Raw genomic sequence first — 15339 nt, 5'->3', positions numbered from 1 at the left:
GAGCCCGCGCCGGCCCGCCAGTCGGGCGCGGCGCCGGGAGCCTTCCACGCCGAACCGGTCGGCGCGTCCCCGTTCTTCGCCGACGAACCCGGCCACACCCGCTACGGCGAGCAGGCGTCCGTGCCGCTCCCCGAGTCCGGCCGCCAGGCGTGGAGCACGGTCGACATCCCCGAACGCAGGAACGGCCTGCTCAAGGCCGCCCTGATCGCGGTCCCGGCCATCCTGGTGGTGGGCGGCGTCGCGCTGTGGCTCGGCATGAAGCAGGCCACCGAGGGCTCCGGCACCGCCGCGACGCTCAAGCCCCCGGCCACCTCCGCCGCCGCCGACCCGTCGGGCGACCCGTCCGAGGGAGCGGGGGGCGAGGAGTCCGACAAGCCGTCCGCGACCCCTTCGGACGACGAGAAGGAGCCCTCCCCCGAGCCGTCCGAGTCCCCCTCCAAGGAGGAGGACGAGGAGGACGCGCTGCCCAAGGGCTGGAAGACGTACAAGGACCCGACGGGTTTCTCCATCGGCATCCCGCCGGGCTGGAAGTACTCCAACAACGACGGCTCCAGCGTCTTCATCCGCGGCCCGCTCGAAGGCGCCTACCTCCAGATCGACCAGACCAGCACCCCCGGCAAGGACGCGCTGCAGGCCTGGAAGGACCAGGAGCCGGTCATGCGCACGTGGACGGGCTACAAGCGCCTGTACATGAAGAAGGTCGACTACTTCCGCGACGCGGCCGACTGGGAGTTCACCTGGGAGCCGCCCGGCAACACCGGACACATCCTGAACCGCGGCTTCGTCGTCGACGACAAGCACGGCTACGCGATCCTGTGGAAGACCCGCGACAAGGACTGGGACAAGTACCGCCACTACTTCGACACCTTCGCCAAGTCCTTCGAACCCGACAAGTAGCCCCCGCTGTGGGACGATGCCAAACGGTTCGAAGGGGGATGATGTGGAAGGGTCGCGCCGCCTGGCGGGGAGGTACCAGCTCGAGGAGCGGATAGGCCGCGGCGGGATGGGCGTCGTCTGGCGCGCCCACGACGACCTGCTCGACCGCCCCGTGGCGGTCAAGGAGGTCCTCTACACCGCGCTCAGCGACGACGACCGCGCCGAGTTCAACCGCCGCACCATCCGCGAGGCCCGTGCGGCGGGCCGGCTGTCCCACCCGAACGTGATCGTCGTCCACGACGTCATCGAGGAGGACGGCCGCCCCTGGATCGTCATGCAGCTGGTCCGCTCGACCTCCCTGGGCGACGCGCTGCGCAAACACGGCCCCCTCGCGCCCGACCGGGTGGCCGCCATCGGCGCCCAGGTCCTCGACGCCCTGGTGACCGCCCACGCGGCCGGCATCCTCCACCGGGACGTCAAGCCCGAGAACGTCCTGCTGACCCCCGACAACCGGGTGGTCCTCACCGACTTCGGCATCGCGTCCATGACCGAAGACCCGTCGGTGACCCTGACGGGCTCCATCACCGGCACCCCGGCCTTCCTCCCCCCGGAACGTCTGTCGGGCCACCCCGCGGCCCCCGAGTCCGACCTGTGGTCGCTGGGCGCGACCCTGTGGGCGGCGGTCGAGGGCCGCTCCCCCTTCGACCGGGGCACGCCGATCGCGAGCATGGCCGCCGTCCTGCACGAGGAGACCCCTGTCGCGCACCGCGCGGGGCCGCTCGCGCCGGTCCTCGACGGGCTGATGTGCAAGGACCCCGCCCGCCGCATGGGCCCCGACGAGGCCATGGACCTGCTCCACCAGGCGGCCTCCGGCAAGTGGAACCCCCAGGGCGGCCAGACCCGCAACACCCCGCAGAACGGCACTCCGGCGAGTCCTCCGGCGGCCTTCCCGGCCCAGGGCACCGCACCCGCCGGCTTCGGCGCGCCGTCGCAGCCCACGTTCGGCGGGCCGCCGGCTCCCGGCGGCTGGCAGACACCGGCCCACGTCCCACCGCCCCCGCAGGAGAAGGACCGCGACAAGTTCCTGATCATCACGCTGGCCACCCTGCTGGTCGCGCTGGTGGGCATCGGCGGCTATTTCGCGTACACGACCCTCCGGCCCGGCACCGACCCGGGCGTCGTCGCCGGCGGTCTCGACCCGGTCGCCGGGGTCCCCACACCCGAACCGTCGCCAGAACCCTCACCCGAACCCTCGCCCGAACCGTCGGCGGAACCCTCGGCGGAACCCTCGGCGGAGCCGTCCCCCGAGGGCCCGCCCCTGCCGCAGGGCTGGAGCGACTACCAGGACGAGCAGCTGCGGTTCGCCGTGGCGCTGCCGCCCGGGTGGGAGGCGTACCGGCGAGAGGGGCAGCGGGTCTACTTCAAGGGCCCGGGCATGCCGGGCTACCTGCAGATCGACCTCACCCCGTGGGAGCGCGACGACCCGGTGGAGGCGCTCGAGGTGGTCGAGCAGGCCTCGACCACGAAGGGGTACCTGCGCGGCTACAAGCGCATCGCGCTGAAGCGCACCGCGCTCGTCGTCGGCGGGTTCGACGCCCCGGGCGCCGACTGGGAGTTCCTGCACACCACCTCCGCGGGCGTCCAGCGCGTCTACGACCGCGCCTTCCGCATCGACAACCAGTGCTACGCCCTCTACTGGCAGGTCCCGGAGTCGTCGTGGGCCAAGGCCGGCCCCTGGTTCCGGACCTTCGCCCGGACGTTCCGGCCCATCTGACGTCCGCCGGGCAGGACGCGGTCTGCCGGGCGCGCCGTTCCTGCTCGTCCTCGTCGTCGCGGCTCTAGTTACGGGACTGCTGCGAATAACGGGCATGTGATTCCCCTGGCGGGGTAGCCGGGCGGCATGCCCGAGTCTCAGACGTCCGACCGTATCGTCGCCAGCCGTTATCGCCTGATCGAACCGCTCGGCCGGGGTGGGATGGGCACCGTGTGGCGTGCCCTGGACGAAACCCTGGAACGCGAAGTCGCCGTGAAAGAGCTCAACGCCGACCTGTCCGGCGCCGACCGCGAGATCTTCACGATCCGCACCCTCCGGGAGGCGCGCGCCGCCGGCAGGGTGGGCCACCCGGCGGTGGCCGCGGTCTACGACGTCTTCGAGGAACGCGGCCATCCGTGGATCGTGATGCAGTACGTCCCGTCCACGACCTTGGGGGCGCTGATCCGCGACGAGGGCCCGATGCGCCCTCACCGGGTCGCGACCATCGGCCTCCAGGTGCTCAGCGCTCTGAAGGCGGCCCACCAGGCGGGGGTCCTGCACCGGGACGTGAAGCCCGACAACGTGCTCATCACCCCCGACGGCCGGGCGGTCCTGACCGACTTCGGCATCGCGGCGATGGAGGACGACAGCCCGGTGACGCGGACGGGCTCCCTCGTGGGCACGCCCGCCTTCATCAGCCCGGAGCGTGCGGCAGGGGGCCGCGCGGTCCGTGCCTCGGACATGTGGTCGCTCGGCGTGACCCTGTTCCTGGCCGTCGAGGGCCGCTCGCCGTTCCACCGGGGCCACGCCATGGCGTCGCTCGCGGCGGTCATGTACGAGCCCTATGGCCAGCTCTACCGCGCCGGTCCCCTCACCCCGGTCCTGCACGGCCTCCTGGAGAAGGACCCGGCCCGCCGCATGACGGCGGAGGAGGCCGAGAGCCACCTTCACAACATCGTCAACGGCATCACCTCGGAGCCGACGGCCCCCTTCGTCCCGGTCCCGCCGCCGCCGACCCCGCCCGTCACGGAGAGCGGCCCCCGGAAGAAGTGGCCCTTCACGGCGGTCGTCTCGGCCGTCCTGGCGGTCGGGCTGAGCGCCGGGACCATCGCCTACATGACCGCGGGAGATCCTCCGGTGACCCCGGCCGACACGATCCCGGCGCAGGTCCCCGCGAAGAAGAAGGTCAAGGCCACCCCCGACGCCACGGCGGAGACGACGGCCGACGAGGAGCCGGCGGCCCAGCCGACCGAGCGCCGCCAGGAAGAGCAGCAGCAACCCCAGGAGAAGGGCCAGGCCCCCTCCCCAAAAGCCAGTCCGTCCGAGCGGCCAAGCGAGGAGGCGAGCCCATCGAGCGAAGGGTCCGAGGACGAGGAAACCCCCACCCAGGAGCCCACGGAGGACCCCGCTCCGGAGGAGAACACCGGGGAGGAGGACCAAAGCCAGGAAAACTCAAGCCTGGAAAGCACAGGTCAGCTTGAGGGCCAGCTTCCTGACGAATGAACCCGGGCAAGGGATCCCCATGGACGACATCACCGGCGGAATCCTCAAACTCACCGACGACCTGGCCCTGACGAGAATGGGCTACGGCGCCATGCGCCTGACGGGCCCGGGGATCTGGGGCCCGCCGAAAGACCGGGCGGAGGCGATCCGCGTCCTGCGGACGGTCGCCGACCTGGGCCTGCTCCACATCGACACCAGCGACTACTACGGCCCCCACGTGGTGAACGACCTCATCCGCGAGGCCCTGCACCCCTATCCGGACGGCCTGCGCATCGTCACGAAGGTCGGCGGCCGGCGCGGCCCCGACAAGTCGTGGCACCCCGCCCTGACCGAGCCGGAACTGATCGAGGCCGTGTACGACAACCTCAAGCGCCTCGACGTCGACCACCTCGACGTGGTCAACCTCCGGATGTTCGACACCGGCGACCCGACCGTCCCCTTCAGCGTCCTGGCCGCGCTCATGGACGAGGGCCTGATCGCCCACCTGGGCGTCAGCAACGTCACCGCCGACCAGCTCCTGGTCTGCCGGGGCATCGCGCCGGTGGTCTGCGTACAGAACGCCTACAACCTGGTCGACCGGGGCGACGACGCCCTGGTGGACGTCTGCGCCGAGCAGGGCATCGCCTACGTCCCGTTCTTCCCGCTGGGCGGCTTCTCCCCGCTGCAGTCGCAGGTCCTGGACGAGGTGGCCCGCGACCTGGGCGCGACCCCCCAGCAGACGGCGCTGGCCTGGCTGCTGCACCGCTCCCCGACCATCTGCGTCATCCCGGGCACGTCGTCGGTCGCCCACCTGAGGGAGAACGTCGAGGCCTCGGGCATCCGGCTGCCCGCCGACGCGCTGGCGCGCCTCGGGTCACTCGGCTGACGTCAGGAATCGGCGATCACGTCGAGGGCGTGGGCGAGGTCGGCCGGATAGTCGGCGTTGAAGGTGACCCACTCGCCGGTCGAGGGATGCTCGAAGGCCAGCATCACCGCGTGCAGCCACTGCCGCGACAGGCCCAGGCGGGCCGAGAGCGTCGGGTCGGCGCCGTACTGCAGGTCGCCCACGCACGGGTGCCGCATGGTCGACATGTGCACCCGGATCTGGTGCGTCCGCCCGGTCTCCAGGCGGATGTCGAGCAGCGAGGCCGACCGGAAGGCCTCCAGCGTGTCGTAGTGGGTCACCGAGTCCTTGCCGCCGGCCACCACGGCCCAGCGGCCGTCGCCGGAGGGGTGCCGGTCGATCGGCGCGTCGATGGTGCCGCGCAGCGGGTCCATGTGGCCCTGGACCAGGGCGTGGTAGCGCTTCTCGACGGTCCGTTCCTTGAACGCCCGCTTCAGCAGGGTGTAGGCCCGCTCGCTCTTGGCCACGACCATGCAGCCGGTGGTGTTGGCGTCGAGGCGGTGCACGATGCCCTGCCGCTCGGCCGCGCCGCTGGTGGAGACGCGGTGGCCGGTGCCGAGGAGGCCGCCGATGACCGTCGGGCCGGTCCAGCCCACGGAGGGGTGGGCCGCCACGCCGATGGGCTTGTTCACCACGACGACGTCGTCGTCTTCGTACAGGATCGTCATCCCGGGGACCGGCTCGGCCACCGGCATGGGCGCGGCGACCGGCGGGGGGATGGTGACGTCGAGCCACGACCCGGCCGAGACCCGGTCGGACTTCCCGGCGGGCGAGCCGTCGACGAGGACGTCGCCGCCCACGATGAGCTCGGCCGCGCGGGTGCGGGAGAAGCCGAAGAGACGAGCGAGAGCGGCGTCGAGCCGCTCTCCCTCCAGCCCGTCGGGGACGGGCAGCGACCGCTGGTCAGGCATCCTTGACCGCCCCCTCGCGGGTGCCGTCGATCTGGTAGCCGCGCCAGGCCAGGAACACGGCCAGGATCCCGCCGCAGACGATCGCGGAGTCGGCCACGTTGAAGATCGGGAAGTTGGTCGCGGGGAAGACCTGGACGAAGTCGACCACGTGGCCCTGGAACGGCGCCGGCGACCGGAAGATCCGGTCGGTCAGGTTCCCGAGGGCGCCTCCGAGCAGGAGGCCGAGGTCGATCGCCCACGGCAGCGAACGCAGCTGCCGGGCGGTACGGATGATCGCGCCGATCACCACCGCGGCGATGATCGTGAAGACGATCGTCATGCCGGTCCCGATGGAGAACGCCGCCCCCGGGTTCCGGATGACGTTGAAGACCAGCACGTCGGGGATGAGCACCGTCGGCAGCCGGTCTTCGAGGTATTCGACCACGAGGAACTTGGTGATCAGGTCGAATACATAGATGAGCACGGCCACGGCGGCGAGGAGCTTGATCCGCCGCGCCCGCGTCGCCTCATCCTGCGTCAGCGGCGTTCCTCCCGCTGCTTGCACGCCACGCACAGCGTCGCCCTCGGGAACGCCTGCAGACGTTCCTTCCCGATCGGCCGTTGGCACGATTCGCACACCCCATATGTTCCCGCGTCGATGCGGGCGATCGCCCGCTCGTTCTGCGCGAGCAGATCGCGCGCATTCAGGGTAAGGGCGATCTCACGTTCGCGCTCATAGGTCTTGGCTCCGGCGTCGGCCGGGTCGTCGCCGGCGCCCTCGGAGGAATTGCCGAGCGCGAGAGAGGCCTCGGCCCGGGCGATGTCGTCCTGGAGCTCCCCGATCTCGGTCAGCAACCGGTCGCGGACCCCGGCGAGTTCATCGGCGGACCAGACGTCCTCAGTGACGGCGGTCTTGGCCGCGCGCGTGGCCATAGGGCCTCCCAAATGCAGTGATGGTGCAAGTCCGGGCATCGTAGGTATGCGAAAACAAGATCGGCAATCGACGCGCCGACGCTTTTACGCCATCCGTACCGGACGGCTTGCTCCTCCCCGTTTGCCGCATACCTCCGCGCCGAGATGTGGGTTCAACACCTACGCCTCGCCGCGTGTTCCGCGCTCCCTACCCCGATATCGGGAAGCCAGCACCCGGTCGCTGCGTTATCTTTGGGAATTGCACGGCATTGATGGGGACGAGTACTCACGCACCCCCTCACAGGAGCGACCCGGGGACGGTGGAAGCCCGGGGTGAGGCGCGCGGGGAAGATCACCCCGGAGCCGCCGGAAGAACGGCGTCACGCCCAGTAGAACCGGCATCACAAGAGTGGGCTCCCCGATTCGGGGGCCAAGGAGGGTGGTACCGCGGGGCCCCACGGCCTCGTCCCTCCGCGCCATTGTCCGATGAGCGTGGAGGATCCGTGTCCAGCCACCAGTTCCACCCACTGCCCGCGCAGGTCGACCTGCCGCGCCTCGAACACGAGGTGCTGGCGCGCTGGCGCGACGGCAAGGTCTTCGAACGTTCCCTCGAACAGAACGCCACGGGCCCGTCGTGGGTCTTCTACGAGGGCCCCCCGACGGCCAACGGCATGCCCGGCGTCCACCACGTCGAGGCGCGCGTCTTCAAGGACGTCTTCCCCCGCTACAAGTCGATGAACGGCTACCACGTGCCGCGCAAGGCGGGCTGGGACTGCCACGGCCTGCCCGTCGAGGTGGCGGTCGAGAAGGAGCTGGGCCTGTCGGGCAAGCCCCAGATCGAGGCCTACGGCATCGCCGAGTTCAACGCCCGCTGCCGCGAGTCCGTCCTGCGGCACGTCGACGCGTTCGAGGAGATGACCGAGCGGATGGGCTACTGGGTCGACATGTCCCAGGCCTACCGCACGATGGACCCGGCCTACGTCGAGGCCGTCTGGTGGTCGCTCAAGGTCGTCTTCGACAAGGGCCTGCTGTTCCGCGACTTCCGGATCACGCCCTACTGCCCGCGCTGCGGCACCGGCCTGTCCGACCACGAGCTCGGCCAGCCCGGCGGATACGAGACCGTCTCCAGTCCTTCCGTGTACGTCCGGATGCCGGTCACCTCGGGCCGCTTCGAGGGCGTGGATCTGCTCATCTGGACGACCACCCCGTGGACCCTCGTGTCGAACACCGCCGTGGCGGTGCACCCCGAGGTCACCTACGTGGTCGCCGAGAAGGAGGGCGAGAAGCCCGTCATCGTGGCCGAGCCGCTCGTCGGCGCGGCGCTCGGCGAGGGCTGGTCGGTCCGCGAGTCGTTCCTCGGCGCGGAGCTGGAGCACACGCCGTACCAGCGACCCTTCGACCTGGTCGACATCCCCGGCGCCCACTTCGTCGTGCTCGGCGACTACGTCACCGTCGAAGACGGCTCCGGGCTGGTCCACCAGGCCCCCGCGTTCGGCGCCGACGACATGCAGGTCTGCAAGAAGTACGGCCTGCCCGTCGTCAACCCGGTCGGCCCCGACGGCCGGTTCCTGGCCGACGTCCCGCAGGTCGGCGGCCAGTTCTTCAAGGACGCCGACGAGGGCCTCACGGCCGATCTCCGCGAACGCGGCCTGCTGTTCCGCGGCTCGCACTTCGAGCACAGCTACCCGCACTGCTGGCGCTGCCACACCCCGCTCCTCTACTACGCGCTCCCGTCGTGGTACATCCGCACCACCTCGGTGAAGGAGCGCCTGCTCGCCGAGAACGAGGGCACCAACTGGTTCCCCGACACGATCAAGAACGGCCGCTACGGCGAATGGCTCCGCAACAACGTCGACTGGGCGCTGTCCCGGTCGCGTTACTGGGGCACGCCGCTGCCGCTGTGGATCTGCGACGAAGACCACGTGACGTGCGTGGGCTCGCTGAAGGAGCTGGGCGAGAAGGCCGGCCAGGACCTGACGGCGCTCGACCCGCACCGCCCCTACGTCGACGACGTCACCTTCGCCTGCGGCGAGTGCGGCGGCGAGGCCCGCCGGGTACCCGACGTGATCGACGTCTGGTACGACTCGGGCGCCATGCCCTTCGCGCAGTGGGGCGCCCCCCACGTCAACAAGGAGGTCTTCGAGGCCGCCTACCCGGGCCAGTTCATCTGCGAGGCCATCGACCAGACGCGCGGCTGGTTCTACTCGATGATGACCGTCGGGACCCTGGTCTTCGACAGGTCGTCGTACGAGAACGTGCTCTGCCTCGGCCTCATCCTGGCCGAAGACGGCCGCAAGATGAGCAAGCACCTGGGCAACGTGCTGCGCCCCATGCCGCTCATGGACCAGCACGGCGCCGACTCGCTGCGCTGGTACATGGCCACCAGCGGCTCCCCGTGGTCGCCCCGCCGGATCGGCCACGCGGCGCTGGAGGAGATCGTCCGCAAGGTCCTGCTGACCTACTGGAACACGGCGAGCTTCTTCACCCTGTACGCCAACGCGTCGCAGTGGACCCCCGGGGACGCCCCCGCGGACCGCCCGCTCATCGACCGCTGGGCCCTGGCCGAGCTCAACCGCACCGTCGCCGAGGTCACCGCGGCCCTGGACGTCTTCGACACCGCCCGCGCGGGCCGCCGCCTGACGGAGTTCCTCGACGACCTCTCCAACTGGTACGTCCGCCGCTCCCGCCGCCGCTTCTGGAAGGGCGAGGAGTCGGCGTTCGCGACCCTGTACGAATGCCTGGAGACCGTCACCCGTCTGATGGCCCCCCTGGTCCCGTTCACCACCGACTACGTCTGGGAGGCCCTGCGCACCCCCGACGCCCCCGCGTCGGTCCACCTGGCGACCTGGCCGAAGGTCGACGAGGCCCGCCTCGACCCGGCGCTGACCGAGCAGATGGCGCTGGTCCGCCGCCTGGTCGAGCTGGGCCGCTCGGCGCGCGCGTCGTCGTCGGTCAAGACCCGCCAGCCGCTCGGCCGCGCCCTCGTGGGGGCCCCCGGCTGGTCGGCCCTGTCGGCGGAACTGCGCGACCTGATCGCCGACGAGCTCAACGTGCAGGCCCTGGAGGACATGTCGGGCTTCTCCGCCGACCTGGTCACCTTCACCGTCAAGCCCAACTTCCGCGCCCTCGGCAAGCGCTTCGGCAGCCAGACCAAGCTGGTCGCCGCCGCGGTCGCGGCAGCCGACCCCGGCGTGCTGGCCAGGGCGATCCGTGAAGGCGGCTCCGCGGCCCTGGAGGCGGGCGAACTCGGCGAGGTCACCGTCGGCGGCGACGACCTCATCATCACCGAGCAGCCCAAGTCGGGCTGGGCGGTCGAGACGGGCGCCGTCGACACCGGCACCGGCGAGACCATCGCCCTCGACCTGGCCATGACCGACGAACTCCGCCGGGCCGGCCTCGTCCGCGAGGTCATCCGCCTGGTCCAGGACGCCCGCAAGTCGACGGGCCTGTCCATCACCGACCGCATCGACCTGTGGTGGGCCGCCGACGGCGACCTCGCCACGGCGCTGCGGGAGGGCGGCGGCCTGGTGGCGGAAGAGGTGCTGGCCACGTCCTTCACGGAGGGCTTCAGCGACGGCCTCCACCGCCACGAGGACACGGACCTGGGCCTGGCCTTCCAGCTCCGCAAGGCCTGACGAACGAGCGACGAAAGCCCGGCGGACTCGATCCGCCGGGCTTTCTTCCGTTCACGACGAGCACGGAGGAACGCCACCGGAAGGAGGCGACCCGCAACAACTTCGCAGCCCGGATCGGTTCACAGGTCCGCTCCCTGTCATCGGCCGCGCCGTGGACGACCGCGCGCGGGCCGCGTTGAAAAGTCGCGCCCTCGACGACTAACCCCGACATCACCGGGCAGACGCTTGCGCGGGGTGCTACATGGGGCGAAGAAAGGCCCGGTGGATCAAGTCCACCGGGCCTTCTTCATACGAAGTCTCAGGATTTGTCGCAGACCGTGCAGGGCGTCAGGCCCGCCTCTTCGGCGGCCGGCTTGGACATGGTCTCGATGCCGTCTTCCTCGCCCTTGATCAGCGGGCAGTCGGGCGCGTGGTAGCGCCGGGTGCCCTCCATGACCTTCACCATGGGCGGCGGCAGCTTGCGCTCGACGGTGTCACCGTCGCGGTCTTCTCCGACGACCTCTTCCTCCTCGGCCACCTCGGCCTCAGGTGAGACGGTGGGCCGGGAGAAGGCGTTCCAGGAGGACGAAGCCTCGGGAATCGCGATGGACGGCTTGGCGGGCTCGCCAGCGGGCTCGGAGGCCCGTTCCTTGGCGGAGGGCTTCGGCGCGGCGGCCTCGGACGCGGCCGCCGACTTGCCGGCTTCCGGCTCCACGGCATAGAGCTTGGCGGCTTCGGGCTTGCCTGCTCCCGGCTTGCCGACTTCGGACGTGGCGGCTTCGGCCTTGAAGGCTTCAGACTCGCCGACCTCCGGCTTGAAAGCTTCGGGCTTGGCGGCTTTAGACCCCACGGCTGCCGACTTGCCGACTTCGGGCTTGCCCGCTTCAGACCTGACGACTTCCGGCTTGACACCCTCGGGCGTGCCGCCCTCGGGCTCGCCGGCTTCAGACCTGACGGCTGCTGGCTTGAAAGCCTCGGGCTTGACCGGCCGAGGCGTGGCCTCTTCGGACTTGGCGGCCTCGAAAGACGGAACCGGGCTCTCGGCCTCGGGCTCCTTCGCGCGGGCATCGGCGTCGGCCTTGGCGTAGGGATTGACCCTCGCCGGCGTCTCTTTCCTGGCCGCGGGCTCGGTGGGGCGGACCGGCTCGGGCCAGCCGCCCGGCACGGGAGGCCGGGACGTCTCGGGCCGGTCGGACGGGACCGGCTCCGGCCATCCGGCCGACGGCGGTTCGGCGTGGAAGACGGCGGTGGTGTCGGACGGCTCCAGGGAGGGAGCCGCAGGGGGGACGACGGGAGGGGTGGAGGCGGCCGGAGGCACCGAACCGGCGCGCCCGGGGGTGTCGGCCGGCTCCACCCTCGCTTCCTGGACCGTGGCGGCCCAGGTGTCGTCTGTGACTGCGTCGACGACGCAGGTCGTGCAGGGCGTGAAGCCCTCTTCCCTGGCTTCCTCGACCGTCAGTTCCTCGGTCTCGCGGCCGACGAGCTGCCGGCAGCCGGACCGGTGGAACCTCTTGCGGCCGGGGATCACCAGGACGATCGAGTCGGGCCCCAGCCCGGGGACGGGCACGGGGGCGGTCACGGTCGGGTTGGGCGGATAGGCGGGAGAAGCCGCCGGCGGCACCGGCGCCGTGGGGGGCATGGCCGTCGGCGCACCGTAGACCGGCATTCCGGCGTGGGCCATCTGCGGCGCCATGTGCAGCACCATCTGCGGTGCCACGGCGGCCTGATGGGCCTCGACAGCGGCCCGGCCCCCGGCGGGGAACAGCTCGTGACGCCTCAGCAGCGCCCCGATCAGCAGGCAGACCGCGCTCAGCACGCTGATCACGATCGACCACATCACGAGGAATGCCATCCCGAGTACGACACCGGCGATCAGCAGAACGATCGCCGCGAGGACAAGGGCGGCACTGACAAGGATCACGGGGGGCGGCCTTCCGAACTACCTGTACGCGTGCGAGAAGCGGATACCTACCGGCGCTCGCCGTGAGAGCCGTCGGGGGCGGGGAACCCTCCGGAGTGCTGCTCGGTGGCGAACGGGTTGGGGACGGCCTGGATCTGCGGACCGGGGGCGACGGCGTGGGCCATCTGCGGCTGGCCGGGCTGGCCCTGCTGCATGGCCGGGTTGCCGACGATCGGGAAGCCGCCACTGCCCTCGGCCTGGACGTTCAGCTCGGCGAGCTGGTTCTCCAGGTAGAGCTTCAGACGGCTGCGGTATTCGCGCTCGAAGCTGCGCAGTTCGTCGACCTTGCGCTCGAGCTCGTCGCGGGTCTGCACCAGCGAGCCCATCGCCTGACGGTGACGCTCCTGAGCGTCACGCTCCAAAGTCTCGGCGCGCGCACGCGCGTCGCCGATGACCTGCTCGGCCTGACGGCGGGCCTTGCCGAGAACCTCGTCGGCCTCGCGGCGGGCGCGGGTCACGGTCTCGTCGGCCTCACGGCGGGCGTCGGCGATCGCCTGGTCGGCGGTCTGCTGGGCCAGCGCGAGCACGCGGGCCGCGGTGTCCATGTTGTCTTCGGCCGGGGGAAGCCCCATGCCGACGGGAACGGGCTCGGGGCGCACCGGCTGCGGCGGAGCGATCGGCTCCGGCTGCTGCATGGGGGCCTGGGGGGTCTCGGCGACGGGAGCGGGGGCCATCTGCATGCCGCCCATGGCCATGCCGCCCGGGACCTTGCCCCGGAGACACTCGGCCAGCTTGGCGCGCAGCTCCTCGTTCTCCTGGATGAGGCGGTCGAGCTCAGCCTCGACCTCGTCGAGGAAAGCGTCCACCTCCTCCTCGTCGTAGCCCGGTCGCAACCGGGTGGTACTGAACTGCTTGTTCCGCACGTCGGCGGGCGTCAGCGGCATTTGGGTCTCCTTGGCGCGCTTGGAGTCTGTCCGGAGGGACGGTACCCGATCAACGAAGCGCGGACACGACTTGGATCAAGACCAAGACCACAATGAACAGCACTGTGAAGCTTAGGTCAAAGGCCACCGTACCCAACCTGAGGGGAGGAATGAAACGGCGGAGAAACTTGAGAGGTGGGTCGGTGGCGGTGTATGTGGCCTCCGCCAAGACGAGCACCGGGCCCCTGGGCCGCCAGGATCTGGCGAACGCCTGGACCGTCTCGAAGATCATCCGTCCGATCAGCAGAACCAGGTAGAGGGCCAGGACAGCGACCAAGATCTCACTAACGATCCCCACGGTCGAGCCTCGCCTCCGTCCAGGTCCGCTTCCTCCGGGCGGTCAGGCCGCCGGGGAGCCGCTCACTGTTCATACACGGAACTCTAGCTCTGGTTGAAGAAGCCGCGTTCCGCGATCCGTGCCTTGTCCTCAGCCGTCACCTCGACGTTGGCCGGGGACAACAGGAACACCTTGTTGGTAACACGTTCAATGCTGCCGTGTAGGCCAAAAATCAGACCTGCCGCAAAATCGACGAGTCGTTTCGCGTCGCTGTCAACCATTTCGGTCAGATTCATGATGACCGGGGTGCCCTCGCGAAAGTGCTCACCGATGGTGCGCGCCTCGTTGTAGGTGCGGGGATGGAGCGTGGTAATCCGGGCCAGATCGGTCGTCCGCCGCTCGATCACGGCCGCGGAGGGTCGTGGGGCCGGGACCGGGGAGTCGTCGCCCGCGTCACGGCCCTGGGTGCCCTGCGGGTTGAAGTCGCCAGGGATGTCGTAGTCGTCGCCGAACTCGTCGGCGTACTCGCGGTATCGGTCGTAACGGTCGTCGTCCTCCACGAGACCGAGGTAGACCGCCATCTTGCGCATCGCGCCGGCCATCGCTCCGTCGTCCTCCGTCTACCGTGCCCATGGCTGAAGGTCCGTGGCGGAACTCCGCGCCTGTTGTCTGAGGCGAATTCAGGCTCGAGCCACGGCCGTCCTTCGGCCGTCCGCGTCTCTCGTGCTGGCGAACCGCTGATCGTACCTACTTGTTACTCGGGGGACATTACCTGACGAAGGGCTTCCGACGGCCGAGCAACGCCGTACCGACTCGCAGGTGTGTCGCGCCGTTGGCTATCGCTTGGGGCAGATCGCCGCTCATGCCCGCCGAAATAATGTTCGCGTGGTGATGATCCTTTTGTACGGCTTGCGCCACCCCGTACAACCGCGCGAACGCGGGAGCCGGGTCCTCCCCCAGCGGCGCGACCCCCATGACGCCCCGCAGTGAGAGCCCGGGCAGCGCGGCCAGCGCGTCGGCGAGCGGAAGGACGTCGGCGGGGAGCGCGCCCCCGCGGCCGGCGCGGCCGTCGAGGGAGACCTGGATGAGGCAGCCGATCTCGCGCCCGGCGCGGACGGCCTCGCGGGACAGCGCCTCGGCGAGGCGGAGCCGGTCGACGCCGTGGATCAGATCGGCGTAGGCGGCCACGGACCGGGCCTTGTTGGTCTGCACCTGGCCGATGAAGTGCCAGGTCAGCGCCAGATCGGCGCATTCGGCGGCCTTGGCGGCGGCCTCCTGGTCGCGGTTCTCCCCGACGTCGGCGACGCCGAGCCCGGCCAGGAGGCGGACGTCGGAGGCGGGGTAGGTCTTGGTGACCGCGATGAGCGTGATCTCGGAGCGGGACCGGCCGGCGGCGGCGCACGCGTCGGTGATGCGGCGTTCGACCTCGGCCAGCCCCGCCGCGATCTCCTCACCCCGGGGGGAGGGTGCGGCGTGGGTCATGGATGAGCGGTTACTTCAGGAAGTCGGGCACGTCGAGTTCGTCTTCCTGCTCTTCGAAGACGACCGGGCGGCGCGGCACCGGCTGGGTGACCTTGGAGGTGATCGGCGTCGGCGGCTCGGTCGGGCGCGGGATCGCGAACGGGCCGGTGCCCGACGCGCTCTGCTGCTCGGGCCGGGCCTCGGCGCTCTCGCGGGCGCCGAACGCGCCGGTCGACACGCTGGCCTCCCGCTCGGCCGGGACCGGGGCGGGCTGCTGCGCCGGAGTG

The 15339-nt window shown here is 70.7% G+C and carries 12 protein-coding genes and 2 pseudogenes; 5 read left to right on the top strand and 9 right to left on the bottom strand.

Features of this window, described 5'->3' with window-relative positions:
- From FDA94_RS39690 to FDA94_RS37995, 4 genes and pseudogenes are all read left to right on the top strand, one after another.
- Positions 1–897: pseudogene (locus FDA94_RS39690) on the top strand (hypothetical protein); the annotation flags it as partial.
- A gap of 16 nt (positions 898–913) precedes the next feature.
- The gene (locus tag FDA94_RS38005) at positions 914–2650 is read left to right on the top strand and encodes a serine/threonine-protein kinase (protein ID WP_137251862.1); all 1737 of its coding nucleotides are present in this window, start codon (positions 914–916) and stop codon (positions 2648–2650) included.
- A gap of 126 nt (positions 2651–2776) precedes the next feature.
- A complete protein-coding gene (locus FDA94_RS39685) occupies positions 2777–4132 on the top strand; it encodes a serine/threonine-protein kinase (protein WP_170991307.1) in 1356 nt (451 codons plus the stop codon).
- A 19-nt stretch (positions 4133–4151) separates the two neighbouring features.
- Entirely contained in the window at positions 4152–4997 is an 846-nt protein-coding gene (locus FDA94_RS37995) for an oxidoreductase (protein ID WP_137251861.1), read from the top strand.
- A gap of 2 nt (positions 4998–4999) precedes the next feature.
- Here FDA94_RS37995 and FDA94_RS37990 read toward each other — a convergent pair whose 3' ends face one another.
- The 3 genes from FDA94_RS37990 to FDA94_RS37980 are packed head-to-tail and all read right to left on the bottom strand — an operon-like array spanning position 5000 to position 6838.
- Positions 5000–5926, bottom strand: a complete 927-nt coding sequence (locus FDA94_RS37990; protein ID WP_137251860.1) for an RluA family pseudouridine synthase — start codon at positions 5924–5926, stop codon at positions 5000–5002.
- A complete protein-coding gene (gene lspA / locus FDA94_RS37985; protein ID WP_246060374.1) occupies positions 5919–6470 on the bottom strand; it encodes a signal peptidase II in 552 nt (183 codons plus the stop codon). The genes FDA94_RS37990 and lspA overlap by 8 nt, the downstream gene beginning before the upstream one ends.
- On the bottom strand, positions 6443–6838 hold the full coding sequence (locus tag FDA94_RS37980) for a TraR/DksA family transcriptional regulator (protein WP_137251858.1): 396 nt from the start codon (positions 6836–6838) through the stop codon (positions 6443–6445). Before FDA94_RS37980 ends, lspA begins: the two co-directional genes overlap by 28 nt.
- A gap of 482 nt (positions 6839–7320) precedes the next feature.
- On the opposite strand from FDA94_RS37980, the gene ileS reads away from it, so the two are divergent.
- Complete coding sequence (ileS, locus tag FDA94_RS37975; protein ID WP_137251857.1) at positions 7321–10452, top strand: isoleucine--tRNA ligase; 3132 nt, start codon at positions 7321–7323, stop codon at positions 10450–10452.
- Between the two features lie 298 nt (positions 10453–10750).
- On the opposite strand, the gene FDA94_RS37970 is transcribed toward ileS, so the two are convergent.
- The 6 genes and pseudogenes from FDA94_RS37970 to FDA94_RS40180 all read right to left on the bottom strand — a co-directional run.
- Positions 10751–12352 carry a chromosomal replication initiator protein DnaA gene (locus FDA94_RS37970; RefSeq protein ID WP_137251856.1) on the bottom strand — a complete coding sequence of 534 codons (1602 nt, stop codon included), beginning with the start codon at positions 12350–12352 and terminating at the stop codon, positions 10751–10753.
- A gap of 47 nt (positions 12353–12399) precedes the next feature.
- Positions 12400–13275, bottom strand: coding sequence for a DivIVA domain-containing protein (locus FDA94_RS37965; RefSeq protein WP_137251855.1), 876 nt, complete (start codon positions 13273–13275; stop codon positions 12400–12402).
- Positions 13276–13324: 49 nt separating this feature from the next.
- The gene (locus tag FDA94_RS37960) at positions 13325–13612 is read right to left on the bottom strand and encodes a YggT family protein (protein WP_030450315.1); all 288 of its coding nucleotides are present in this window, start codon (positions 13610–13612) and stop codon (positions 13325–13327) included.
- A gap of 83 nt (positions 13613–13695) precedes the next feature.
- Positions 13696–14193, bottom strand: coding sequence for a cell division protein SepF (locus FDA94_RS37955; protein ID WP_030450316.1), 498 nt, complete (start codon positions 14191–14193; stop codon positions 13696–13698).
- 166 nt (positions 14194–14359) lie between these two features.
- On the bottom strand, positions 14360–15073 hold the full coding sequence (locus FDA94_RS37950) for a YggS family pyridoxal phosphate-dependent enzyme (protein ID WP_137251854.1): 714 nt from the start codon (positions 15071–15073) through the stop codon (positions 14360–14362).
- 10 nt (positions 15074–15083) lie between these two features.
- Positions 15084–15339, bottom strand: a pseudogene (locus tag FDA94_RS40180) (cell division protein FtsZ); the annotation flags it as partial.

The organism is Herbidospora galbida (assembly GCF_005233835.1).
In the GTDB taxonomy this organism is placed as follows: domain Bacteria; phylum Actinomycetota; class Actinomycetes; order Streptosporangiales; family Streptosporangiaceae; genus Herbidospora; species Herbidospora galbida.
The sequence above is the reverse complement of the archived record's forward strand: the minus strand, read 5'-3'. Positions and strand labels throughout refer to the sequence as shown.

Bases quoted from the DNA above. Each gene is read 5' to 3' on its own strand.
- FDA94_RS37990 (WP_137251860.1), bottom strand. From the start codon at position 5,926: ATGCCTGACCAGCGGTCGCTGCCCGTCCCCGACGGGCTGGAGGGAGAG.
- FDA94_RS37980 (WP_137251858.1), bottom strand. From the start codon at position 6,838: ATGGCCACGCGCGCGGCCAAGACCGCCGTCACTGAGGACGTCTGGTCC.
- FDA94_RS37950 (WP_137251854.1), bottom strand. From the start codon at position 15,073: ATGACCCACGCCGCACCCTCCCCCCGGGGTGAGGAGATCGCGGCGGGG.
- FDA94_RS39685 (WP_170991307.1), top strand. From the start codon at position 2,777: ATGCCCGAGTCTCAGACGTCCGACCGTATCGTCGCCAGCCGTTATCGC.
- FDA94_RS37955 (WP_030450316.1), bottom strand. From the start codon at position 14,193: ATGGCCGGCGCGATGCGCAAGATGGCGGTCTACCTCGGTCTCGTGGAG.
- FDA94_RS37995 (WP_137251861.1), top strand. From the start codon at position 4,152: ATGGACGACATCACCGGCGGAATCCTCAAACTCACCGACGACCTGGCC.
- FDA94_RS37965 (WP_137251855.1), bottom strand. From the start codon at position 13,275: ATGCCGCTGACGCCCGCCGACGTGCGGAACAAGCAGTTCAGTACCACC.
- FDA94_RS38005 (WP_137251862.1), top strand. From the start codon at position 914: ATGCCAAACGGTTCGAAGGGGGATGATGTGGAAGGGTCGCGCCGCCTG.